Consider the following 22,603-nt stretch of genomic DNA (forward strand, 5'->3'; position numbering starts at 1 on the left):
ACGCCCGGCTCAGGCGACCACGTCCACGGCCTTGTCGCTGCGGACGATCACCAGGAACGTGTCCGTGGCGATGTCCATGACGACCTCGGCGGGCAGCCCTTCCAGCCGCCGCGCATGCGCGAACTCCTCCGCCGGCCACGAGCCTCGCGGCCCACCTGCGGGAAAGCGTTCGAGCACGGTTCGCCCGTTCACCATCTCGCTACCTCCAGAATGCGTTGTGCTTGTAGGAGTTAACGCCTTCCGGGGGCCGAAAGCCTCGCTGAGTTGCGTTACTGAGACGTAGTTGACACTCGTTCAACGCGGACCGTGAGGGTCCGGTCACATTACGACGACTTCGATCACCTTCCGTATCAGTCCTCGTACTCATCGTGATAACGAATGCGCACACTGCCCGCGGGCGCCCCGAGCACGGACGCCCGACCCGCCGGCTTCTCCCACTCCTCCTGCCGTCCGAGCGCGGTCAGATCGAGGAAGCTCGTCGTGGAACCCAGCCCGTCAAGGCCGCGCTCGTGCGTCGAGTACGTATGGAAGACCCGCTCCCCGTCCCGCAGGAAGCAGCTGACGCCGGGCCGCTCGGCGAGCTCCTCGTCGAGCTCGAAGGTGACCTCGAAGTCACGGTTGAAGTCGCTGCCGTACGACGAGTACCAGGGCACCGTCCACCCCATCCGCGCCTTGAACGGCAGGATTTTCGTATACGGCGCCCGGGAGACGGCCGCGAAGGTCGTGCCGCGCGCCTTCAGGTGCGCCAGATGCCCGATCTGGTCGAGGAAGGCCGAGCAGCTGCGGCAGCCCGCGTCCCACTCGGGCGCGAACATGAAGTGGTAGACGACCAGTTGGGCCCGCCCCTCGAACAGCTCGGGCAGCGTGGCCTTTCCGTCGCCGCCCTCGAAGACGTACTCCTTGTCGATCTCGACCATGGGCAGGCGCCGCCGAGCGGCGTTCAGCGCGTCACGCGCGCGGGTGGCCGCCTTCTCCTCGGCGAGCAACTCCGCGCGCGCCGCCCGCCATTGCTCGCGCGAGACGATCTCCGGTAGCGACATGGCTCCTCCTGTGCAGCGGTCCGTTCTTGATGTGACTGCCGCGAGGGACGGAACTCATCGCCGCTTCAGAATTCTTTTCTTCGGGCGTACGACACCTGCAGCTCGACCAGGCCGCGGGCGCGCAGGGAGCGGCGCCGGCGCAGCTTCCCGTCCGCGAGGGCGAGTTCGTCGAACCGTTCCAGGAGGGCGCCCACGGCGATCTCGGTCTCGGCGCGGGCCAGGGGCGCGCCGAGGCAGTAGTGGATGCCGTGGCCCAGGGAGAGGTGGCCGGAGGCGTCGCGGGCGAGGTCGAGGCGGTCCGGATCGGGGAAGCGGGAAGGGTCGCGGTTGGCGGCGGACGGAGACACCCAGACCGTCTCGCCGGCGGGGATCGTGACCCCGCCGATGGTCACGTCCTCGACCGGGAAGCGCCGGATGGCGAACAGGGCGGGACCTTCGTAGCGCGCGAACTCCTCGACGGCGGACGGGAGTCGGGACGGATCAGCGCGCAAGGCGGCCAGCTGGTCCGGGTGTTGGAGCAGGGCGAGCACGGCGTTGCCGATGAGCTGGACGGTGTTCTCGTACCCGGCGAAGAGGATGAGGAAGGCGAGGGACATCAGCTCGTCCTCGCTGAGCCGGTCGCCCTCGTCGCGCACGGCGATCAGGTCGGAGAGCAGGTCGTCGGCGGGCTGCCGGCGCTTGTCCGCGAGGAGCCGGGTCAGATACCCGAGCATGGCCACGACCGCCTCCTTGGCGGCCCCGGGCGGCGCGGAGGGGGCCGGCGCGACGAGGGTGTCGGTCCAGACGCGGAAGTCCATGCGGTGCTCGTCGGGGATGCCGAGCAGGTCGCAGATGACGGTGATGGGGAGGGGCGCGGCGTAGGAGGCGACGAGATCGGCGGTGCCGTGCGGCCCGAGCGCGTCGAGGAGTCCGTCGGCGGTACGGCGGATCGGCTCGCGCAACTGCTGGATCCTGCGCGGGGTGAAGGCCCGGCCGACCAGCCGGCGGATGCGGGTGTGGTCCGGCGGGTCCATGTTCAGCAGGTTGGCGTCCAGCGCCGGCGGCAACGAGAAACCCTTGTAAGTACCCGCCGTGGCATGCCGCTTGTCGAGCGAGAGCCGCGGATCGGCGAGCGCCGCCCGGACGTCCTCGTACCGGGTCACGAGCCAGGCGGGCGTGCCGTCGGGCCCGGCGATGCGGTGCACGGGCGCGCTGTCGCGCAGCCGCCGGTAGACGTCGTACGGGTGGTCGAGAAGGCCGTCGGCGGGATCCATGGGCCCCACCCTAGAAGATCACGGACTGGCCGACCGGGTTACTCCCTGGGCGAGTTCACTCATGAAGTCGAAGACTCCCTGCCCGAAGGCGGTGGGCGCGATCAGCACGCCGAAGGCCAGCGCGAGGAACACCGTCAGCCACTGGTCGGTACGGCTGCGGGCCTGCACCTTACGGTGACGTATGCGCACGAAGATGATGACGGCGAGCAGCACCGCAACGTCGATCGTCAGCTCCACCGGACCGGCCCTCCCCCTCGGACGAGTACGCCCCGGCTTTCCTGTGTAGCGTGAAACCACTTCCCGTGACGGCCCGGTCACCGGCGGTTGGCGACAAATTGCTTCTCCACGACCGGATTTCAGGTCTTGTAATCCTGAATACGGCGGCCGTGCCCCCGGTCGACCAGCGCGGGCATCCGCTCCCCCAACTCCCGTACCACGGAAGGGACATCGAGGGTCAGGAGCTGCCGGTCGCGCATCAGGACGTGGCCGTCGACGATCGTCGTGCGGACGTCGGAGGAGCGGGCGCTGTGCACGAGGGTGGCGGCGAGGTCGTGGACGGGCTGGGTGTGCGGGCCGGTGATGTCGACGAGGACGATGTCGGCGCGGCGGCCCGGGGCGATGCTCCCGATCACGTCCCCGAGGCCGATTGCCCGCGCGCTCTGGAGGCTTGCGTGGTGCAGGGCTTGACGGGACGTCAGCCAGCGGGGGTCGCCGGTCGTGGACTTCTGGATGAGGGCGGTGAGCGCCATCGACTCCCAGACGTCGAGGGAGTTGTTGGAGGCGGCGCCGTCCGTGGCGAGCCCGACGGGGATGCCGATGTCGTGCAGGGCGCGCACCGGAGTCGTGGTGGGCCAGGCGAACTTGAGGTACCCGCGGGGCGCGGTCGCGACGGCGACCCGGCCACCGGCGGCTTCGAGCAACGGCAGGTCGCGGTCGAGGATCCCGGTGCCGTGGGCGATGAGGACATCGGTGTCGAGGATGCCGGTGCGCCGCAGGATCTCGATGGGCGTGACGCCGTACTGGTTCAGGCTGACGTCGGTCTGGTCCCGGTTCTCGGCGGCGTGGATGTGCACCGGCAGCCCGTGCTCGCGGGCGAGTTCGGCGGTGGCGGCGAGGTCGGCGTCGTCGACGGTATAAGGCGCGTGCGGGGCAAGGGCGGTGGTGATACGGCCGCCGGCGCCACCCCGGTGCCGTAGCGCGAACTCCACCGACTTCTCCCGGCCTTGGGGTCCCAGCGAGGAGAAGTAGGCCTCCCCCAGATGCGCCCGCATCCCGCACTCCTCCACCACCGCGGCCACCGCGTCCATGGCGAAGTAGTGGTCCGCGAAACAGGTGACCCCCGCCCGGATCATCTCCGCGCAGGCGAGCCGCGCGCCCAACTCCACGTCCTTCTCCGTGAGGTTGGACTCGATCGGCCACACGACGTCGTTGAACCACTCGTCGGTCGGCAAGTCCTCGGCGACGCCGCGCAGCGCGACCATCGGCGCGTGCGTGTGGCAGTTGATCAGGCCGGGCAGGGCGACCTGCCCTCGGGCGTCGATGCGCTCGCGGGCGGCGACGCCCTCGACGGCCGCCGCGCCGGTGACGGACTCGACGACACCGTCCCGTACGACGATCGCCGCGTCCTCCTCGAACCCGATCCGTTCTCGGTCGTCGTGCACGAGGACGGTGCATCCGGTGATGATGAGATCGGCGGGAGTCTCGGTCATTGCGCCAACGTATGCCCTGAAGGCTCCGGGAAGGAGCCCGCCGCCGCACTGACCCGGATCTTCGACTGCCCGTGCGGCAGCGCCTCCCAGTCATCCATGAACCGCGCCCGCAGCCCGTACTTCCCGGCCAGCGACACGAGCGTCTCGGTCCGGTAGTAGAAGTCCTCCCGCAGCACCTGGTGCTCCTCCCCCTCCGTCCGGTCGAAGGTGAAGTCGAACCACCCGCCCGGCGCCAGCACCCGCCCAACGTTCGCCAGACACTCCTCGATCACGGGCAACGGCGAGTGCGAGAAGACACTGTGCGCGTGTACGACGTCGAAGTGCGCGTCGGGCAGGAACCGCAGCGTCAGATCCCGTACCGGGGTCAGCGTCGGCAGCCGCTTCGCCAGTCCCATCTCCACGATCGTGTCCTGCGCGGCGAGCAGGATGTCCGGCGAGATGTCGATGCCGTAGTAGTGCCCGGGCTCCAGATGCCGGATGAACCGCCAGCCGCCGCGCAGGTTCCCGCAGCCGATCTCCAGCATCCGGTGCCCGGGCCGCAGCCCGTGCCCGACGAGATAGTCGAACTGCATCGCCCCGAGCGCCAGCCACCGCTCCCGGCTGCGGCTGCCGACGGCCGCGTCGGGGTCGTTGCGGGTGTCGGAGCGCATCACGGCCCGGTAGTAGGAGACGTGGTCGGGGTGGCGCCTGGCCAGCCACAAGTCCCGGGCGGCGCGGGCGAGATGGCGGGGGACGCGGTCGGGGTGGCTCAGGGCGTAGCCGATGCGGTGGCCGAGGGCGGCGCGGTTGGCGGTGAGGTTCTTGGCGGGCATGAGGAACGGGCCTTCCGGGCGGTGGGGATGTCGGTCATGCCAGCCTCGCGGCGTACAGCGAGCAGGCGGCTCGGCCGACAGGAGCCTCCCGGCGGACACTTCGGGCGATCGCGATGTCAGCCGATCGGTTGATGCGACGCGCCGCCGACCGCGTTAGACACGGGGTATGGAGAACACCACCGATCCGGACGAGCGCCGGCTGACCGCGGTCGTGCACGCCGCGTTCCTCCTGCTGCTGTGCTCGTCGTTCGCGCGCTTCCTCTCCCGCGACCAGGGAGGGACCCATGCGGCCTGGGTCGTCGCGCTGTTCACGGCGTTCTTCCTGCTCTACGCCCTCGGACACGTCCTGGCCCCGCCCCCGCCCGCCGGAACCCCGCCCACCAGGCGCCACTTGACCTGGCTGGCCTCGGTCTCCGCGGTCTGGGCGGCCCTGCTGGCCCTCGCCCCGAGCGCCACCTGGTGTGCGATGCCGCTGCTGTTCGCCGGCCTGTACGCGCTGCCGCCGAGGATCGCGGTGCCGCTGACCGCCGTACTCACCACGCTGGTGGTGATCTCCGAAGTGCGGGTGGCGGACGGCCCGTTGAACCCCAACATGGTCGTCGCGCCGCCCGCCATTGCCGCGGTCGCCACCGCCGTCTTCGTCCATCTGCAACGCCAGGCGGCGAGACAACGCGCCCTCATCGACGACCTGGTCCGCACCCGCCGCGACCTGGCGGCGACGGAACGCCGGGCGGGCGTACTGGCGGAACGGCAGCGGCTGTCGGCGGAGATCCACGACACGCTCGCGCAGGGCCTGTCGAGCCAGCGGATGCTGCTGCAGGCCGCCGAGCGGGTCTGGCGGACGGACCCGGACGCGGCCCGCGCCCACCTCCGCGAGGCGGCCGGCATCACCGCCCGCAGCCTCACCGAGGCCCGCCGTTTCGTCCACGACCTGGCCCCGGCCGACCTCGCGGAGCACACCCTCCCCGCGGCGCTGGCCGCGCTGGCCGAGCGGGAGAGCGGACCCGGCCTGGCGGTCGGCTTCCGCCTCGACGGCACGCCGGGCCCACTGCCGGAACGCACCGAGGCCGCCCTCCTCCGCATCGCCCAGGGCGCGCTGGCCAACGTCCGCGAACACGCCGCCGCGACCCGGGCCGCGCTCACCCTGACCTGCCTGGACGACCAGATCGCCCTGGACGTGGCCGACAACGGCCGCGGCTTCGAACCGACCGCCCTCCCGACGGAGCCGAACCGCACGCGCGGCCACGGCCTCCCGGCGATGCGCATCCGCGCCCACCAGTCGGGCGGCACGCTCATGGTGGAGTCGACACCGGGCGAGGGCACGGTCGTATCGGCGTCGATTCCGCTGGTGACGGCTTCATGAGCGCGCCGGTGGGCGGGGCGTCGGGGGCGTCGGGGCGGGGTTTCTCGGCGAGGGGCGCGCCGGTGAGCGGCGCCTCGGCCGACGACACGACGGCCAGTCGTACGTCGGCCGGCGGTGCCCCGGTCAGCGGCGCGCCGGTCGCCCCGCCGGGCACTGCCGTCCGTCTGCTCCTCTGCGACGATCACGCCGTCGTCCGCGCCGGTCTGCGCGCGCTGCTGGCCAGTGCCGAGGGGATCGAGGTGGTCGGCGAGGCGGGCAGCGGGGAGGAGGCACTGGCGATGGCCGCGAGCCTCCGCCCGGACGTCGTCCTGATGGACCTTCAGCTCGGCGAGGGCATGGACGGAGTGACGGCGACACAACGCCTCACGACCGCCACCGAACTCCCGCCGCGCGTCCTGGTGTTGACGATGTTCGACACGGACGCGGACATCACCAGGGCCATCGAGGCGGGCGCCACGGGCTACCTGCTGAAGGCGGAACGCCCCGAGGAACTCTTCGCGGCGATCCACAGCGCCGCGTCCGGCCGTACGGCGCTGTCCGCGCCGGTCGCCGACCGCCTGCTGGCCCAGATGCGCAGCCCGCGCCCCACCCTCTCCGAGCGCGAGCAAGAGATCCTCGGCCAGTTGGCCCGCGGCCTGGGCAACCGCGAGATCGCCCGCGCGCTGTTCATCAGCGAGGCGACGGTGAAGACCCATCTGGGCCGGATCTACGGCAAGTTGGGGGTGGACACGCGGGCCGGCGCGGTGGCGGTGGCGAAGGAGCGGCGGTTGCTGCGCTGAGGGGCTGAGGGGTTCAGGGCTGAGGGCTACACGGCGAGGGGCAACTCGGGCAGTCGCAGCCGAGTACGAGCCTGATCCTTCTCCAACTCTCCCAGCAGCTCGGTGATTTGCTCGCGGTCCCCGGCCGACAGGTGCCCCGAGTCGTCGAGGTGGACGGCGCAGGCAGTGGTGGCGTCGACGAGCCGTTCGAGGCTGACGACGACGTCGTCCGCGCCCTCCGAGTGCCGGGCGAGCGGCGGGAGTTCGGCGGCGGCGAGGGCTATGGCGGTACGGGCCTCGGCGAGCGTGCGATAGGCCTCGCGCCGGAGGGTCCAGCGGGCGGCACGGTGGGACTCGGAGGGGGCGCGGTGGGAATCGGAGGCGGCGCGGTGGGACTCGGAGGGGGCGCGGCTCTCCTCCAGCACGTGACCGAGGTACGCGTACGCAGCCGAGCCCGCCGCCGCGACCCGCGCCCGTACTCCCCCGCCCCGCTGCCCCGGCATCGGCACATGCCCGACGACGAGCACGATCGCGCAGGCCAGCAGCGTCTCGCCGATCCGGCTGACGGAGGCCTGCGGTTCCCCGCCCACCATCACCAGGGCCAGCACGAGAACCGTCACGACGGCGGTCTGCGCGGCGAAGTGCCGGGTGGAGACGGGTATGAGCGCACCGCTGACGGCGACGAGCACGATGAGCCCCTCGGGCCGCGGCAGCACGGCGGCGAACCCGGCGAAGACGAGGGCACCCAGCACGGTCCCGGCGGCCCGGCACAGCACCCGGGAGACGAGCGGTCCGAGATCGGGCTTGACCAGAAAGACGGCGGTGGCGGGCAGCCAGTACCAGTGCTCGTGCTGCCCGTACCAACGGGCGTGGTGCAGGGCTTGCGCCACGGCGACGGCGGCCCCGAAACAGAGGCCGACCCGAAGCCCGTACTCCCGCCCACCGGCTCCGAACACGAGCCGCACCACACGCCTCCAGCTCCGCCTCCGACGGTGCAGTTCCCTGCTCCCCTCGCCCTGGTCGAAGGCCTCGGCGGCGCGCAGCAAGGCGTCGTCGAGGGCGCGGAGCGCGGGCCCGGACCGATGGGGCGCGGGCAACGGCCCGGTGGGCGTGTTCTCGCGTACGGCGCCGGCGAGCCGCCGGGGCCCCTCGGAGGCCCGCCCGCCGACGGCCTCCCCGGCCCAGGCGAGCGCGGTCGCGGCCTCGGCGAGCGGCAGGGCGGCGGCGTACTGCGCGTGCAGCCGCCGCTCGGCGCCGGAACTGGCGTACCGCCGCAGCCGGGGCCCGGCGAGGGCGTCCTGCGCATGATCGAGAGCGGCGGTGAGCGCGGCCCGCCGGGCGAGGGCGTCCGCTCCCCCAACGGCATCGAGCAGTTCGGCGACGGCGTCGTACACGGCGGCGACGGCTTCCCGCTCCCCGTCGAACCGGAAATCCCCGGCGATGGCCCCCGGCGTAGGCAGCACAAGCCGAAGCAGCACCAGCCACCCGGCCCCGGCAAGAAAGGCCAGCACCCGCTCCCACCCGGCCTCGGGCACGGGCATCCCGGCCCCGATGGCGGAGGCGACGAGCAGCTGCGTCCCGGCACCGGAGGCGACGGGCCCGACGGCACTGATCCCACCGGCGACGAGCCCGACGCAGGTCAGAACCAGGGTCAGCACGACGGGGTCCGCGTGCGCCCCCGCATACGTCCCCACCAGCAACCCCCCGGCCCCCGCGAGCGCGGGCACCCCGAGCCGCCGGACGGAGGCCCGCCGACTCCCGGGCCGGTCGTTGATCCCGGCAAGCATGGCGGCGATGGCGGCGACGACACCGAGGGAGGTGCGCTGAACGAGTACGGCGGCGAGCAGCAGCGGCCCGGCAGCAAGAGCCCCACGCACAACAGCACTCCAGGGCACGGGCCCACGCTGGGCCCGGAGAGCATGCGCCAGCCAGGGCGGCAGCGCGGGCGTGCCGGGACGTAGGCGGGTGTCGTTGCGCTTACGGATATGGATACGGGTCCTGATGCCGGTGCGGGCGGCGGAGCGGGACACGGGGAGCGGGCTCCTGTCGTCGTGACGAGGGCGGAGGTGAGCCTTCGGGCGACGGTGGCCGGGCTGCGGCGTGCGGTTCCCACGGTAGATCGCGGGGTTGTGGGGATTGGGACGGTCGTATTACTGCGATGTGACGATGCTTGGAATGACCACGTTCTTTATGAACGCAATTGCGGCGAGCACGGGGAGCCTCCGACCTTGCCGGTCTCGATCTGCCTGTCGTTCCGCCCGAACCCACATATGGTGACGCCACGTTCACGCTGTCGACGACTGGACTGCAAGAACTCCGCGGCAGCTCGACAGTCTTGCGGGCGCTGTCGAGCGGCTCTGACAGTGATGAGCAGCGGGTCGAGCTCGGGATCGCGAGGGGCCGCTCTCATGTGTGAGCGGATCGAAAGTATCGACGAGCCGCTACAGAACCGTCTGCTGATCATGGTCGATGACCGGTCCGCGATCGAAGTGCCCCGGCGGGCGACACGGGTCAGGCGGGCGCCCTCAGGGCTGTCATCAGCCAGGCGACTCTACTGCGCCGCATGGACACAGTCGTCCTGGTGCCGTGCAGCCGGCGATGGCTACGAGGGCCCCTCACCACTCTCTGTTCCGGCTCGCGAAGCTCACGCGGTCCTGCCGGCATGAGGCGAATCCGGAACTGAGGTCTGAGCACGGCGGCACTTCGGCACGGTGTGGTGCCGTGCCCGGGCGGTGGTGACGGAGGCCATCGTCCACTCCCGATGATCTTGCTACGGCGCCTGCTGCGTTACGTCCGAGCGTCAACCCTGCAGGACTGGTTCGCCTATGTGGATCCGTGGACCTGCGACTGTCCAGTGTGTGCCAGCCCCGCCATTGATCGCTTCGGCTGGTGACGCCAGAAGCTGGAGGACGGTACTGGCGCCGCCCAAGTCCATTGCCCTTTCCCCTGAATGGGCATCACCGAAGTCAGGTCCAGTGCCCGGACGCCGCGGGCAATAGGGGGGTGGGTTTGAGGAACCGGCCGAGCCCTTGGGGAACTGCCTTCTTGTGCTGCAACGAGTGACTGAGGTCGACAGCATCTCCTCAAGTTCTTGTCGATCGAGGCATGTTTACCTCTGTTGTCTATCAGCCCCCTACAGATCAGGTATGTTCGGCTGTCAATCACCCCCCTTGACGCGCCGAACCTCCTACCCTGTAGCCGGACGATCCAGGTGAGCCCCGTTTTCCCCTGTCAAGGGTCCCAGAAAGCGGCTGGGCTCCCCGTGCCAGAAGATCGCCAGTGTGTCCCGGGCCCTCGTCGCCGCGACGAAGAGGAGTGAGCGGGCACGCTGGAGTTCACGCTGGTGACGCAGCCGGTCGGTGCGCTCCCAGGCGTCCACGGACGAGCGGGGGACGAGTCCTTCGGACACTCCGGCGATGATCATGCCCTGGTATTCGAGCCCCTTGAAGCGGTACATCGTGCCGATGTGCACGCCTTCGTTGCGTGGCAGGCCGTCCCGGGTGATCACGGTGGATGTGATGCCGTGCCGGGCGAGCCGGTGCTCCACGTCGGAGGCCATCTCGTTGGTCGGCACGCAGACGGCGACGGACTCGCGGGGGATGCCGTGCCATGCCCTCAACTGCTCGGTGATCGCGTCCAGTTCCTCGTCCCAGCTGGCCGTGCCACGGAGCACCGGCCGTCCGCCGTGGAGCACCGAGCGGTAGCCCTCCAGGCTGTCCTTGTCGCCGTCGAGGTCGTCGTACTGCGCACCCTCCAGGACCCGTGTCGCGTCACGGAGGATCTCCCGGGTGGTGCGATAGCTCAGGGTCAGCCGGGAGGAGCGGCCCCTGATGTTGATGCCGAGGCTGCCCAGGGTGACCTGGTTGTCGTAGATCCGCTGGTGGGTGTCGCCGGCGAGGAAGAGGTCGTCAGGGCCGACCGGGACCATCGCACGGAGCATCTTCCAGTGGGCGGCGCTGAGGTCCTGGGCCTCGTCGACGACGATGTGCCGGTAGCGGTAGCGCAGGAAGGCCCCGGAGCCCGACTCGACGTGGACATTGGCCAGTCCACCGCGTTCGTCCGTCTCCCTCTGTCGCTTGTCGATCTTCTCCTTGCGGTCCATCTCCAGCCGGGCGGCCCGCTCGGCGACCTGTCGGTGGGTCTCCAGGCCCTTGAGTTCGAGGCGCTGGGTGAAACGCTCGGTCAGCTGCCAGACCTGGGCTCGCTCGGCCCGGTTGAGGGTGCGACCGCGGCCGGCTCGACGCACCTGGAAGTAGTCGGCGCGGCTGTGCACGGCCTGCCCGAGGATCACTTGGTTCCACTCGTCGCTGAGGAACTCGGCGCTCCAGCGGTGCTCACCGGCCTCCATCAGCAGCGCACGCCACTCCTTCAGTGCCTGGGCGTCCTCGATGCGCCGCTTGGTGTTGCCCGGGTCGGACTCTCTGACCAGGCGGGTGGCCAGTTGGTCGACGTGCACGATGTCGACGCGGGCCACGGTCTCCGGTCCGCCGAGGGACAGCAGGCGGGCGCGGAGGTCGGCGGCGAGGTTCCTGTTGAAGGTGGTGAGCAGGACCGGCTTGGTGTGGCCGGGGCGGAGCCGGTCGACCAGGTGCTTGACCCGATGCAGCGCCACGACCGTCTTGCCGGTGCCGGGGCCACCGCTGACCCGGACCGCGCCGGAGTACTTCCTTGCGACCAGCTTCTGCTGGGTGGGATGCAGGAAGACCTTCCAGCGCCCGAACTTGCCTTCCTCGATGATGCTCTGCAGGGACTCGTCGTCGGTGACGACGACGGCCCGGGTACGGCCGACGGCCGACTGCCAGTCCTCGGTGTCCAGCTTCTCCGGCTCGACCTCGACCGGCTTGGTGACCTGTTCCCTGACCTTGTCGTACGAGAGACCGTCACGCAGCCGCAGCAGCACCTCGCGGGTGTGCCCCGGGGCGACGTCGGCGAGAGCCCGCACCTCGTCGTCCGTGGTGAGCTTGAGGACGATCGGAATGAGGGGTTCGGCGACACCGAGTTCTGCCAGCTTCTTCTCGCCCAGCTCGGCGAACAGCGGCGTATCGGCGCCCGGCCGGGCGGCCTCGACGGCGTCCGCCTCGCGCAGGTCGACGTACTCGATGGCTCCGGTGATCTGGTTGATGCCGTAGGCCAGCCGGTCGGCGTACTGCCGTACCTCGTCCTGATGTCTGACCGAGATCAACAGCCAGTCGTGCTGGGCGATCCGCAGCATCACCGCCCGGTGATCCGACTCCCGTGAAAGTGCCACGGCCCACAGGCGGCCGTCGCCGGGGAGTTGCTCCCGGGGGAACAAGCCCTCGTGCGGGTTGCGCCGGAAGTCGCGCTGGAACCGGTAGACCTCCTCCAGGGTCCTCGGGTCCAACGCCTCGATATCCCGCCCGGCCTTGTCGAACAGCCGCAGCGTGGCGCCCCCGGTCATACGTCGTGCTCCTCGTCCTCGTTCGGTCCGCGGCCGTCTTCACCGTCGTCGAGGAGCAGCGCGGCGAGCTCCCCGGTGTCCCATGCGACGGCGGTGCGGACCTGCCAGCCGGCCTTCGTATAGGCCTCGTCGCGCCGCAGCGCCTCGACGTCCTCGGTCTCACCGACGGGCGGCCGATGGGCGAGCACCACCCCGATGCGCCGGTCGGGCCAGGCGAGTTCGGCGGCCCACAGACCGTCGCCGAGTTCATAGCCCTGTTCGGGAGCCGGCACCCCTCGGTCGGCGAGCGCGACGGCGAGGTCGTTCAGACCCGGTTCCTCGGCGAGGTACTCGATGACCTCCGCCCAGGCGGGATCGCGTACGGCCCCGGTGCCGTGCTCCTCCTCCGAGGCCCCGGCCGCCCGTCGTTGCGAGCTCAGCCATCCCGTGCCGCCGGTGACCGCCAGCTCCGCCACGTCGAACTGCGACAGCGTGCTCGTCACGAGCTGTGCTCCGTCGCCGTCTCCCTCGTTGAGGAACTGCAGCAGGTTCGTCCAGTACAGCCACGCCTGCCAGCGTCGCCGGTGCGCGGCGTCGTCGGCCATGGCCTCCGGGCTGTCGTCGAGCACGGTGGCCGCCGACCAGACCGCGCCCGCCTGGCCCCGGCGCAGATCCAGGACCACGGTCAGCGGACAGCCACTCGCGTCCCGGGTGGCCATCACCTGTACAGCCCCCTTGCCGCCGGTCAGCCGCTCCCCGCGCAGGGCTTCGTCGATCCGCTCGCCGATGGCGGGACCATCGGCGAGGGCGCGGCTGGTCGCGGCCACGGCGGCGAACCCGGCGAGGGCGCTCTGAGTGCGGCGGCGCCACAACTCGGCGTCAGGACGCGCCAGATACCCGATCAGTGTGTCCACCGGATTGGCCCACACGAAGCGCGGCAGGTCCCGTGTGTCCCCGCTGTGCAGACGCCGGTGGATGTCGAGGGCTGTCCGCTGCGCGGTGTTCTGGTACGGCGTCCAGACCGGGTCGGCGGGCGGTTTGCGGCGCCCGGTCCACATCTGTACGTCGTCCCAGGTGAGTTGGAACACCTGCCAGCCCAGCGCCCGCAACCTGGTGCGCCGGGCCGCGTCGTCGGCGACCCGGTTGCAGGCCGGACTCGCGTGGTAGCGGTAGCCGTCGAGGTAGACGGCGACACGCGGCCCGTTCTGGTCCAGGCGCGTGAACACGACGTCGGGGACGGTGAAGTCGCAGTCGACCTGTGTCTCCATCTGCCAGCGGGTGACGGCTCCGTCAGGGGCGGTCAGACGCAGTTCGGTACTGCGTTCGCCGTCCGCGCTCACCGCGGTACGGACGCTCGCCTCGTCCACGTCGTCCCGGCCCGCCCAGGCCAGCAGACCGCGCCGGAACAGCGCCTCCAGCTCACTCTCCAGCTGGGGAACCAGGGTGATGTCCTGGGCGGTGGCCACCCGCCTGGCGCCCCACCGGCCCCCGTCCGGCCCGAAGAGTTCGCCGAGCATGTCGAGCGCCTCTTCACGGGAGGCCAGCTCGTACTCGCCGTCCTCGACATGCCGCAGCAGACAGCGATGGCAGGCGGGCCGTCCCTCATCCCGGCACACACACGTCTCGATGGCCTCGCGGGCGAGCGCCAATACGTCGCGCAGCCCGTCCCCTCCGGCGAGACGGTGCAGATAGCCGGTGCCTCCCGGCAGCGTGTCGTAGAGGACCAGGAAGTGCCGGCGCACGTCCGGGTCGCCGCCGTCCGGTTCGGGCATGGAGTCGGTGACGACGGCCAGGTGGTCCGGGTCGCCGCCGTAGGAGCGGGCGATGCCCGCGAGAAGTGCCGCCTTGAAGGAGACGAGCCGCTCCTGGGTATGGGCGGTGACGGCGGGGATGAGGATGCGCAGGGCCTCGGTGCGCAGTTCGTGTGCGAGCAGCAGCCGGACGCCCTCCCGCTGGGAGCGGCTGTCCGTCACTCCGGCGCGCAGCCTGGGGCACCACGGGCGGTGGTACCGGGCGGCCCTGGCCGGAATCAGCGCGTCCTCCTGCGCCGGTCCGCCGTCCGGGTCAGCGTGGCCGCAGGAGTCGCACACCCAGAAGGGGTTGAGCCGTACCGGACGCCCGGCGAAGGAGTCCTCGGTGCCGCCGTCCACGCGCAGTGCGCCGACGTTGATGTGCCGGATGACCGCGTCCCGGGTGAACTCCCAGCCGAAGGTGACCTTCTCGTCCGCGTGCTTGTACGCCTCGACCACGCTGTCCCGCGGAATGTCCACGGCCGGTACGACGGTGTAGTTGCGCCGTTCCCGCTCGTCGGTGTCGTCGCGGACCCGGGCGTCGTCGCGCTGGTCCCGGGACAGGACGCGGTGCGGTACGAGCACCTTGTGCAGGCAGCCGACGTCACCGATGGCCGCCGACCGGCAACGCGGGCAGGCGGACGGGTCCAGCTCCGCCTGATGGGTGCGGACATGGCCGCACTCGGGGCAGATCCGCCACCACAGCCAGGCGGGCCGTTTCGGGCTGCCGATGTCGAGACCGGTGATGCGGTGCTTGTAGCCCTGTACGTAGTAGTGGTTACCGGGGGCGAAGTCCTTCAGCGCGAAGCGGGCCGTGCGGTCGTAGCGGAGCACCTTGCTCTTGTGGCGGGTCTCGCCGTTCTCCTCCTCCTTCCACAGGAGTGTGGCCTCCAGCTCGGTGGTGGAGTCGACGAGGCTGTAGTTGGGCAGCAGACCGAGGTCGACCAGGGCCGAATGAGCGGTGCTGGTGCCGACGGCCCGGCCACGCTTGCCGACCGCCCGCAGTTCGGCGCGCAACTCCCGCCCCTGCCGCTCGTGTTCGGGATCGCCGACCACAAGCTCTTCCATGGCCTTGCGGATCGCGTCACTGCGATGCTGGAGATCGTCGCGCCGCAGGTTCCACTGCCGACGCGCACGGTCGAGGGCGTCCTTCAGCTTCCCGGTCGCGAACTCCTCCACGGCACGGGCGGCTTCGGCGCTCAACCCGGTCCCGCGCTTCTCGTCGTACGGCGGGAAGAGCGCGAGGAACCGCTTCACGAGCCGTTCCCCGTCGGCCAGTGCGGCCTGCTGGAACTCCGTCAACCAGCCCGAGTCGTCGAAGAGTTCGTCGGCACGGCGGGGCATGGGGCGCAGTGGCAGGCGGTCGCCGTCGGGGGACGGCAGCTGTCCGGCCGCGACGACGTCCAGCAGATGGGCGAGGTACTGGCGGCACAGGATCTCCACGGCCGAGAGGTAGCAGCCCGGGGGCTGGATCTCACCGGCGATCATCTGCTGGGGATCTTCCAGGTAGTACCGGTCGCGCGGCCCCCGGTCGACCATGGTGAGCAGATAGGCGTTGCCGGTCGTACGGCCCGCGCGGCCCACCCGCTGGACGTAGTTCGCCGGGCCCTTGGGCAGGGAGGCGAGCACGACGGCTGACAGGTCGCCGATGTCGATGCCGAGTTCCAGGGTCGGCGTACAGGACAGCACCTGCGGGTTGGCGTAGTGTCCCTTCGGCCCTGTGGTGCCCTCGCGGAAGGCCCTCTCCACGGCCTCCCGCTTACGGCGGTCCAGCGTGCCCGTGTGCTCGGCGGTGTTGATGGTGAACACACCGGCGTCCCGGTACATGCGCCGGTAGAAGTCGTCGGTGAAGTCCCTTTGCCTGAGCGCTCCTTCACCCGACCGCAGCCTGCCTCCGCACTGGTATCGGGGACACGCCTGCCCGTGCCAGAGACCGATCAGTTCGGGGTGGAGGGTCCGCTGCCAGGAGCAGCGGTCGCAGTGGACACCGGCGTCGGCGACGACCTCGTCGGCAAGTTTGCGGACCCGGACATGGCCGGGCTGGAGGCCGTAGATCCGTGTGCTTCCGTCCTTGGCGGTGCGCACGGACAGAACCTGCGCCTCGGTGAGCGCGGGCAGCAGACGGACGAGGAAGTCGCTCGCGGCATCCCGGTCGCGCAGGCCCAGGGCCCGCATCGTCCAGTCCTGGTACCAGCCCAGCCGGCCGGTGAGCACGTCGAAATCGTCGCTGCCCTTCTTCGGACCGCCGAGCAGGAAGGAGGGTGCCGAGATGCCGCGCGGGAAGGCGGGCATGCCCGGCGGCCTGTCTCCGGTGATCTGCCAGCGCCGTACGCCCGCCTCGGCGAGCCAGGGATCGAGCCACGCGTGCCGGATGGCGCCCCGGGTGCGCAGCCGTTCGAGCAGCCCGCGCACGAACCCCACGAAGTCGTCGGGCCCCGGTACCGACCCGTCCGGCAGCGCGATGTCCCCGGGGGTGGTGTGCAACAACTCCCTCACGATCTCCGCCACACCGTCCGGATCGGCCAACGGGACGTCCGCGGCCACGGTCCGGGTCAGCTCCAGGGTGCGGCCCTGCCGGGACCTCAGCCCGAACTCCAGGACGGCGGCGAACGCCAGCCGCTCGGCGATGAGCCGCCAGGTGCGCTGCGAACCCCGGCTGCGCCCGGCGAGGAGGGTGTCGACGCCCGGGACCACGTGCAGATCCGGCGGTACGACGGCGACCTGCACCTTCTTGCTGTCGACGACCTCCTCGACGATGTCCGCCGCCAGATCGTTCACCGTGATCCAGTCGTCCTCGGCGATCCGGCGGGCGAGCAGGGAGCGGAAGGAGAAGGTGTAGGACCGGCTGGCGACGAATCCGGCACGGTGGGCGGCGTCCTGGACTGAGTCGTTGAAGAGAAGCGTCTTGTTCTCCCCGAGGTTCTCGTCCAGCTCGCCCCCGGTGAACAGCTGGGTGATGGAGGCCGCCGCGAGGGCCGCGAGCCCGGTACCGAGGTAGCGGATGGTGTTGAAGGTACGGCAGAAGGGGCACTGGTCGGTCTCGGCGGCCCGGTCACCGGCGAGGTCCACCCACACGAAAGCGGCGTTGTGGAGCGCCTTGGCGACCCGCGGCCCCGCCCCCTCCTGCGGGGGCTCGAAGTCGGTCTCCGGCGCCAGGGGCCGCAGCCGCCCCTCGGCGCCCTCCAGCACCATGACGGTGGACCCGCTGCGGGGCTTCTCCTTGACGAAGGCCACCTCGTACGCCTCGGCCTCGTAGGCCGCGATCATGTTCCGTACCCGGCGCTTCTCCCTGCTCATCGAGGCCTGACGGATCTTGCTCGCGTGCAGGTCGAGGTCGGCCGCGTCGGCCTCCGGCGACAGCGCCGCCCAGCCGGAGCGTCCGCACTCGCGGCAGAAGACAGCGGGCAGGAACACCTCGGCCGGCCGGGGTGCGCTGTCGTCGGCGGGGAGGGGCGCCGCGTCGTCGGGGGCCGATCCGCTCGCCGAGTCGGCCGGCTCCTCGGGCTCGTGGCGCGCCAGCTTCCCCTTGGCGGTGACGCGCTCGTCGTCCCACCGGAACTCGGCCCGCGCTGGTGTGATCCCGCGCAGGACGCGGGAGACGGACCGCACCCACTGGTGGACCTCGATGGACAGCAGGGGCAACGCCGGGTCCTCGGGGCGGCGGGCGAGGGACAACAGCGCCACATAGCGGGCGAGGGCCTGGGCGGCGGTCTGGGGATGCTGCCGTACGGCCATGCCCCAGTGGGGCGCGACCCTGGGCAGGAACTCCATGATCTCGGTGTAGGTGCGCGGCCTGCCGTCCAGGATCTCCAGCACGATCGCGGTCAGCCGGTGCCGCCGCAGCCGCTCCCCGAGCTCGGCCGGGGACAGCCCGGACCCGCCGGTGAAGCAGGCGATCAGCTCGTCCAGGGCGTGCTGGTCGCGCGTGGGATCACCGATCGCGGCCACGTCCTGCGGCGTGGGGAAGGGCAGCGAGAAGTCGGTCTCCCCCACGAACTCCTCGACGCTGTACCGGGATTCGCCCACCACGGCTTCGGGCGGGAACGGCACCCCGAAGACCTGCTCGGCGACGTCCAGCATGGTCTCGCCGACCGTGCCGGACTCGCCGAGCGTGGCCGAGGTGGCGACGGGGCACACGGGCCCGAGCGGCCGCCCGTCCTCGGCGAGCCCGGTCACCGCGCCGAGCCTGCGCAGCAGCATCGCCACGTCGGTGCCCTGGGCGCCGTCGTAGGTGTGGAACTCGTCGAGGACGACGTAGGCCAGCGACCGGCCCTCCCACAGTCGCCGGTCCTCGGGACGCTGGAGGAGCAGGTCGAGCATCTTGTAGTTGGTGATGAGGATGTCGGGCCGCGTGCTGCGGATCTCGTCGCGTTCGACGGCGATCTTCGGCGCGGACTCCTTGAAGGTGCGTGAGGGCTTGTCGCCGATGTAGAGGCCGGCGCGCACACCGGCGGCGGCCAGCCTCGGATCGCCCTCGATGCGGTCGTTGATGCGCTGGGCCTGGTCGGTGGCGAGCGCGTTCATGGGATAGAGGAGGAGCGCCTTGACACCTCCCTGCCCGGTCTCCCGCGCACGCCGGCAGTGGTCGAGAAGCGGGATGAGGAAGGACTCGGTCTTGCCGGATCCGGTGCCGGTGGTGACGAGCGTGGGTTCGGCGGGTCCACGGAGCGTGGACAGCCGCTCCCAGGCCAGCGCCTGGTGCCGGTGCGGGCGGAAACCGTCCGGGCTCCACTCCAGGTGCTCCCGCCAGCCCTCGTCCACGGCGGTCCGGAAGGGGGTGCGGATGCGCAGGTACGGCCCCCGGAAGATGCCGTCGTCGGCGTCGCCGAGGAACTCCTGGAGGGCCCGCCGCGTGGACTCGTCCGCCAGTGCGTACGTGGTCGCCAGGTACTGGCTCAGACTGGCGCGCACCTGCTCGGCGGCGAGTGTGGGTCGCACGCGCGGTCCCCCTTCAGCGCTGGATCATGATGTGCACACCCACCGTAAAGGACGCCTAAGTGCTCCGGCCCCTCGCGTCGGCCGCTTCAGACCCCGCGCTTGCGTCCGATGTGGGCGATGCGGACGGTTCCCTCCTCCTTCACGATCCGGAAGTAGATCCGCCCGGGCTTCGGCGGGAAGTCGGTGTGCCAGGCGAACTCCCGCATCACACCGTCGCGGTCCCGGAACTCACTGTCCCGCCGACGCGTCTGGAACTCTCCCCGCACGTCTCCGCGCCACCGCGGACGCTGCTGCGTGTCCGGGTCCCACTCGGCGACTGCCTCCTCCAGTTCGAGGAGCCGCCTGCGGACGACGGCCACGGAGACCGCCTGGAGGCCGCGCACCTGCTCCTCCACCTCGTCCAGGAACTGGAGGCTGGGGCAGATCCTGTCGATCTTCTCCCACAGCTGGTCGCCGGTCGTGGCGGCGGTGTCCATGGACGCCTTGATCCACGCGAGGTGAGCGTCGATGTGCGTCTCGGCCGACACGTGCCGGATGTCGACGGAGTCACTGACCTGGCCGATCTCGTCGCCCTCGACCAGTCGCTCCCGGTCCAGGGTGAGCTGCGTCGCGTCCCAGCGGGGCTCGACGAGGAGGGAGATACCGAGGCCGCCGGTCAGATGGGCACCGCCGAGCCCGTCCGCGACGACCCCGTCGTACCGGTACTCGACTCCGTGGACGTCCATGTCCTCGGTGTACACCGCCTTGAACGGCGCTTTCGTCTGCATCCGCTTCAGCCGCAGCCACGGGTCCCGGTTGCGCGGGTCCCCGATCCACTTGACGACCGGATAGCCCGCGGCGATCTCCACCTCCAGCAGCGGCACCTTGCAGACCAGGGCTGTGGCGCCGTCGAGTTTCCCGACGGCTACGGCGGTCTTCGCGAACCCCGTCATCGCGAGACCCGCGCGTCGCGGCTCGCAGTCGGTCGCGCAGGAGATGTCGTTCAGGAACAGCAGCGGCACGGATCCCCCCGTGGACGAATGGTGAGCGGGCCTCAGTCGATGAGCTGGTCCAGCACGTGGTCCATCTCGTCGAAGAACCCCTCCGGCCACTGGTCGAGCAGCCCGTCCTTGTCGACCCGCGGGCTGATCACCTCCGCGCCGGAGCCGTCGCCGGCGCTGCGGAAGTAGTGGATGAGAGCCTGCGACGGTTCGAGGTGCCCGCGCTTCACGGCGAGCCGCATCCCGTTGAGGACATGGTCGCTGTGCGTCTCGATGACGAGCTGCGCGCCCTGCGCGGCGGCCGCCGCGGCGAGTTCGGCCATCCTGGTCTGGCCGCGCGGGTGCAGGTGCGCTTCGGGATTTTCGAGGAGTACGAGGGCGCCGGGCGCCGCGGTCAGGCAGGCGACGACGATCGGCAGGGCGTACGTCAGCCCGAAGCCGACGTTGGTGGGGCGGTGGCGGTGCCGCGTCGCACCGGCCCCCTCCCCGAAGCCGTAGGACAGCCTTACGGCGTCCATGCCCTCGATGACGTCCGTCGCGATGTTCACGCCGGGGCACAACTCCCGCATCCACGCGACGGCTTGGTCCAGCAGGCGGGAGGACGCCGCACGCGGGTGCCGTAGCGCGCCGTCGGGGACGTTGTCGCGGGCGTGGTGACGGAGGAAGTTGACGCTGTGCTCGCCCCGGGTGCCGAGGAAGCCGCGGCTGATGGCGACCTGGTGGTCGCGGGGGTGGCCCTCGGAGGGGGTGATGCGGTCCGCGTGAAGGTACTGGAAGGCGGAGGTGAAGTAGCCGGGGCGGAGTGCGGCGTCGCCCTCCGGAGTGTCCCTGCCCTCTCCCGTACTCGGCACGATGGTGCCCACCAGCGGCAGCAGGTTCTGCTCGGGCTCGTAGCGGACTGTCCACTCGTAGAGGTACGGCCCCTCGCTCACTCCGAGTGTCACCATCGGGAAGTCCCCGGCGAAGTCCTCGTGCAGGACGTCCTGACCCGTGCCGAGGTTGACCAGCTCGCCGTTGAGCAGCAGGCCGCTCTCACTGAGCCCCTTGAGGGGCACCAGGTCTCCTGACTCGTGCGACTGGCGGAGCAACGCGAGCGCCTGCAACACGGAACTCTTGCCCGAGGAGTTGAGGCCGGTCAGCAGGGTGAGCGGGGCCAGTGGGATGTCCGCCTGCTGGAACGCCTTGAAGTTGGTCAGCGTCAGCCGGTCAATCACCGCTCAGTACCCCCCGGAACAGTCGTGCCACCACCTCGAACCTCATTCTCACGTGCGCGGGGTCCCCCGGCGACACGGTGAGAGCGCGTTCGAACGCGAAGTCCGTGGTGAGCAGCTTGTACAGCCCGTCGCGGACTTCGTCACGCGAAGTTACCAGCCGGGCACGCTCGTCGTCGTCCAGGGCTGCGAGATTCACGGCAATGGCTTCGAACAGCGCTTTATTGACCGGAAGTTTGCGACGGTGCCCCAGTGACCTGCGGAACGCCTGCTGCCCGAACAGAGCCTGAGCTGTCTCCATGGCCCGGAAGAACCCCACCAGCATCTGAACGATTTCGTCCTCCGGCAGTGCACCGAGTCGGCTCATCGCTGCGGTCAGGAACTGCTCGAAGTGAGACCCCTGGTAATCGGCGGGCGGGTACATGCGGAAGGCGAGGTACCGAAGAACCAACTCCCGGTCGGCCATCCGCTCGTTAGACACGCTGAACCCGGTGGCCTCGCCAAAGGACGGCTGCTCCGCCAGCCCTGCGAGCAGCTCACGCACCCCACTCGGGATCATCGCGTGCCGGATCTCCTGAGCCGTCAGATGCGGGCCGCTCGCGCTGACCCGGCAGAAGACATTGAACTTCACGTCGTCCGGGGTGGTGTGCCGGACTACGTGCACGACGGCCTGGGTCTCGAACAGCCGCAGCCGCAGCCGCCCCGGCAGCTCCGTGGCGATCAGCCCCTCGTAACGCGGCAGGTACTCCAGCCCCGTCAGCCGCAGCATCGTCAGCCCGTCCGGTGCCATGCCCAAGAACCGCGTGAAGGCGGTCAGTTCCTGCTGGCCCACGACGACGGACCACGTGTCGTCGGCATGTTGCGCCACGTACAACGGCGGATGCGGGATACCGAGCAACAGCGACTCCACGAACCGGCTCTGCTGTACGTCACTCCACATTCCGGTACGCCGATGGAAGTCGGGCGCGAGGTCCAGACCCCTGTCGTCGAGCCGCTCCAGCAAGTCCCCCAGCCGGACTGTCTGGGTCTCGATGCCGATGTCGGCAGGGCTGAGGAACTCCTCCACCCCTACGGGCTCGTCCGGCGGCAGCTCCAGTTCCACACCGGTGGGCCGCCCGTTCGCACCCACCTCCACGGGGCGGTCGAAGAGCAGCCCGCGGGGGTCGGCCTCATCCTCGTGCCCGGCCATGTGGTGGTCGTCTCCTCTTGCCAACGCGACGTCGTAAGGTCCGCTGCCCGCACCTTACGAGAAGTAGCCCTCGACACGCTCGAACAGCGCGGCCTTCGTACCGCGTACGCCGCCGCGGCGTACGCGGTCACGCACTGGACAGTACTGACCACTTTCCGTGAC

The 22,603-nt window shown here is 70.7% G+C and carries 14 protein-coding genes; 2 read left to right on the forward strand and 12 right to left on the reverse strand.

The features are described from left to right. Positions 1 to 9 precede the first annotated feature (9 nt). The 6 genes from ABZ848_RS17845 to ABZ848_RS17870 all read right to left on the reverse strand — a co-directional run bounded on the left by ABZ848_RS17845 (position 10) and on the right by ABZ848_RS17870 (position 4,814). Positions 10 to 192, reverse strand: coding sequence for a hypothetical protein (locus ABZ848_RS17845; RefSeq protein ID WP_360832880.1), 183 nt, complete (start codon positions 190 to 192; stop codon positions 10 to 12). A 158-nt stretch (positions 193 to 350) separates the two neighbouring features. Further along, positions 351 to 1,040: a DUF899 domain-containing protein gene (locus ABZ848_RS17850; RefSeq protein WP_360832431.1), complete on the reverse strand. Its 690-nt coding sequence runs from the start codon at positions 1,038 to 1,040 to the stop codon at positions 351 to 353. A gap of 65 nt (positions 1,041 to 1,105) precedes the next feature. Beyond that, complete coding sequence (locus tag ABZ848_RS17855) at positions 1,106 to 2,293, reverse strand: cytochrome P450 (protein WP_360832434.1); 1,188 nt, start codon at positions 2,291 to 2,293, stop codon at positions 1,106 to 1,108. 18 nt (positions 2,294 to 2,311) lie between these two features. Next, entirely contained in the window at positions 2,312 to 2,530 is a 219-nt protein-coding gene (locus tag ABZ848_RS17860) for a hypothetical protein (protein WP_360832437.1), read from the reverse strand. A gap of 119 nt (positions 2,531 to 2,649) precedes the next feature. Continuing rightward, positions 2,650 to 4,002 (reverse strand): amidohydrolase, encoded by a 1,353-nt coding sequence (locus ABZ848_RS17865; protein ID WP_360832440.1) that lies wholly within the window; start codon positions 4,000 to 4,002, stop codon positions 2,650 to 2,652. Beyond that, complete coding sequence (locus ABZ848_RS17870) at positions 3,999 to 4,814, reverse strand: class I SAM-dependent methyltransferase (RefSeq protein WP_360832442.1); 816 nt, start codon at positions 4,812 to 4,814, stop codon at positions 3,999 to 4,001. The genes ABZ848_RS17865 and ABZ848_RS17870 overlap by 4 nt, the downstream gene beginning before the upstream one ends. Before the next feature lie 166 nt (positions 4,815 to 4,980). Between ABZ848_RS17870 and ABZ848_RS17875 the strand changes: the two genes are divergently transcribed. Both ABZ848_RS17875 and ABZ848_RS17880 read left to right on the forward strand, forming a co-directional pair. Beyond that, positions 4,981 to 6,177 (forward strand): histidine kinase, encoded by a 1,197-nt coding sequence (locus ABZ848_RS17875; protein WP_360832445.1) that lies wholly within the window; start codon positions 4,981 to 4,983, stop codon positions 6,175 to 6,177. Then, complete coding sequence (locus ABZ848_RS17880; protein WP_360832448.1) at positions 6,174 to 6,956, forward strand: response regulator transcription factor; 783 nt, start codon at positions 6,174 to 6,176, stop codon at positions 6,954 to 6,956. Before ABZ848_RS17875 ends, ABZ848_RS17880 begins: the two co-directional genes overlap by 4 nt. A gap of 26 nt (positions 6,957 to 6,982) precedes the next feature. On the opposite strand, the gene ABZ848_RS17885 is transcribed toward ABZ848_RS17880, so the two are convergent. The 6 genes from ABZ848_RS17885 to ABZ848_RS17910 form a co-directional block, all read right to left on the reverse strand. Beyond that, positions 6,983 to 8,875 carry an FUSC family protein gene (locus tag ABZ848_RS17885; protein ID WP_360832882.1) on the reverse strand — a complete coding sequence of 631 codons (1,893 nt, stop codon included), beginning with the start codon at positions 8,873 to 8,875 and terminating at the stop codon, positions 6,983 to 6,985. A 1,247-nt stretch (positions 8,876 to 10,122) separates the two neighbouring features. Beyond that, a complete protein-coding gene (locus ABZ848_RS17890; protein ID WP_360832451.1) occupies positions 10,123 to 12,354 on the reverse strand; it encodes a UvrD-helicase domain-containing protein in 2,232 nt (743 codons plus the stop codon). Next, the gene (locus ABZ848_RS17895; protein ID WP_360832454.1) at positions 12,351 to 19,061 is read right to left on the reverse strand and encodes a DEAD/DEAH box helicase; all 6,711 of its coding nucleotides are present in this window, start codon (positions 19,059 to 19,061) and stop codon (positions 12,351 to 12,353) included. The genes ABZ848_RS17890 and ABZ848_RS17895 overlap by 4 nt, the downstream gene beginning before the upstream one ends. An 86-nt stretch (positions 19,062 to 19,147) precedes the next feature. After that, the gene (locus ABZ848_RS17900) at positions 19,148 to 20,062 is read right to left on the reverse strand and encodes a hypothetical protein (RefSeq protein ID WP_360832457.1); all 915 of its coding nucleotides are present in this window, start codon (positions 20,060 to 20,062) and stop codon (positions 19,148 to 19,150) included. Positions 20,063 to 20,094: 32 nt separating this feature from the next. Then, on the reverse strand, positions 20,095 to 21,255 hold the full coding sequence (locus ABZ848_RS17905) for a DUF3696 domain-containing protein (RefSeq protein ID WP_360832459.1): 1,161 nt from the start codon (positions 21,253 to 21,255) through the stop codon (positions 20,095 to 20,097). Continuing rightward, on the reverse strand, positions 21,248 to 22,441 hold the full coding sequence (locus ABZ848_RS17910; RefSeq protein WP_360832462.1) for a DUF262 domain-containing protein: 1,194 nt from the start codon (positions 22,439 to 22,441) through the stop codon (positions 21,248 to 21,250). Before ABZ848_RS17910 ends, ABZ848_RS17905 begins: the two co-directional genes overlap by 8 nt. Between the last annotated feature and the right edge of the window lie 162 nt (positions 22,442 to 22,603).

The sequence above is a fragment of the Streptomyces sp. NPDC047081 genome (genome assembly GCF_040643775.1).
GTDB lineage: Bacteria > Actinomycetota > Actinomycetes > Streptomycetales > Streptomycetaceae > Streptomyces.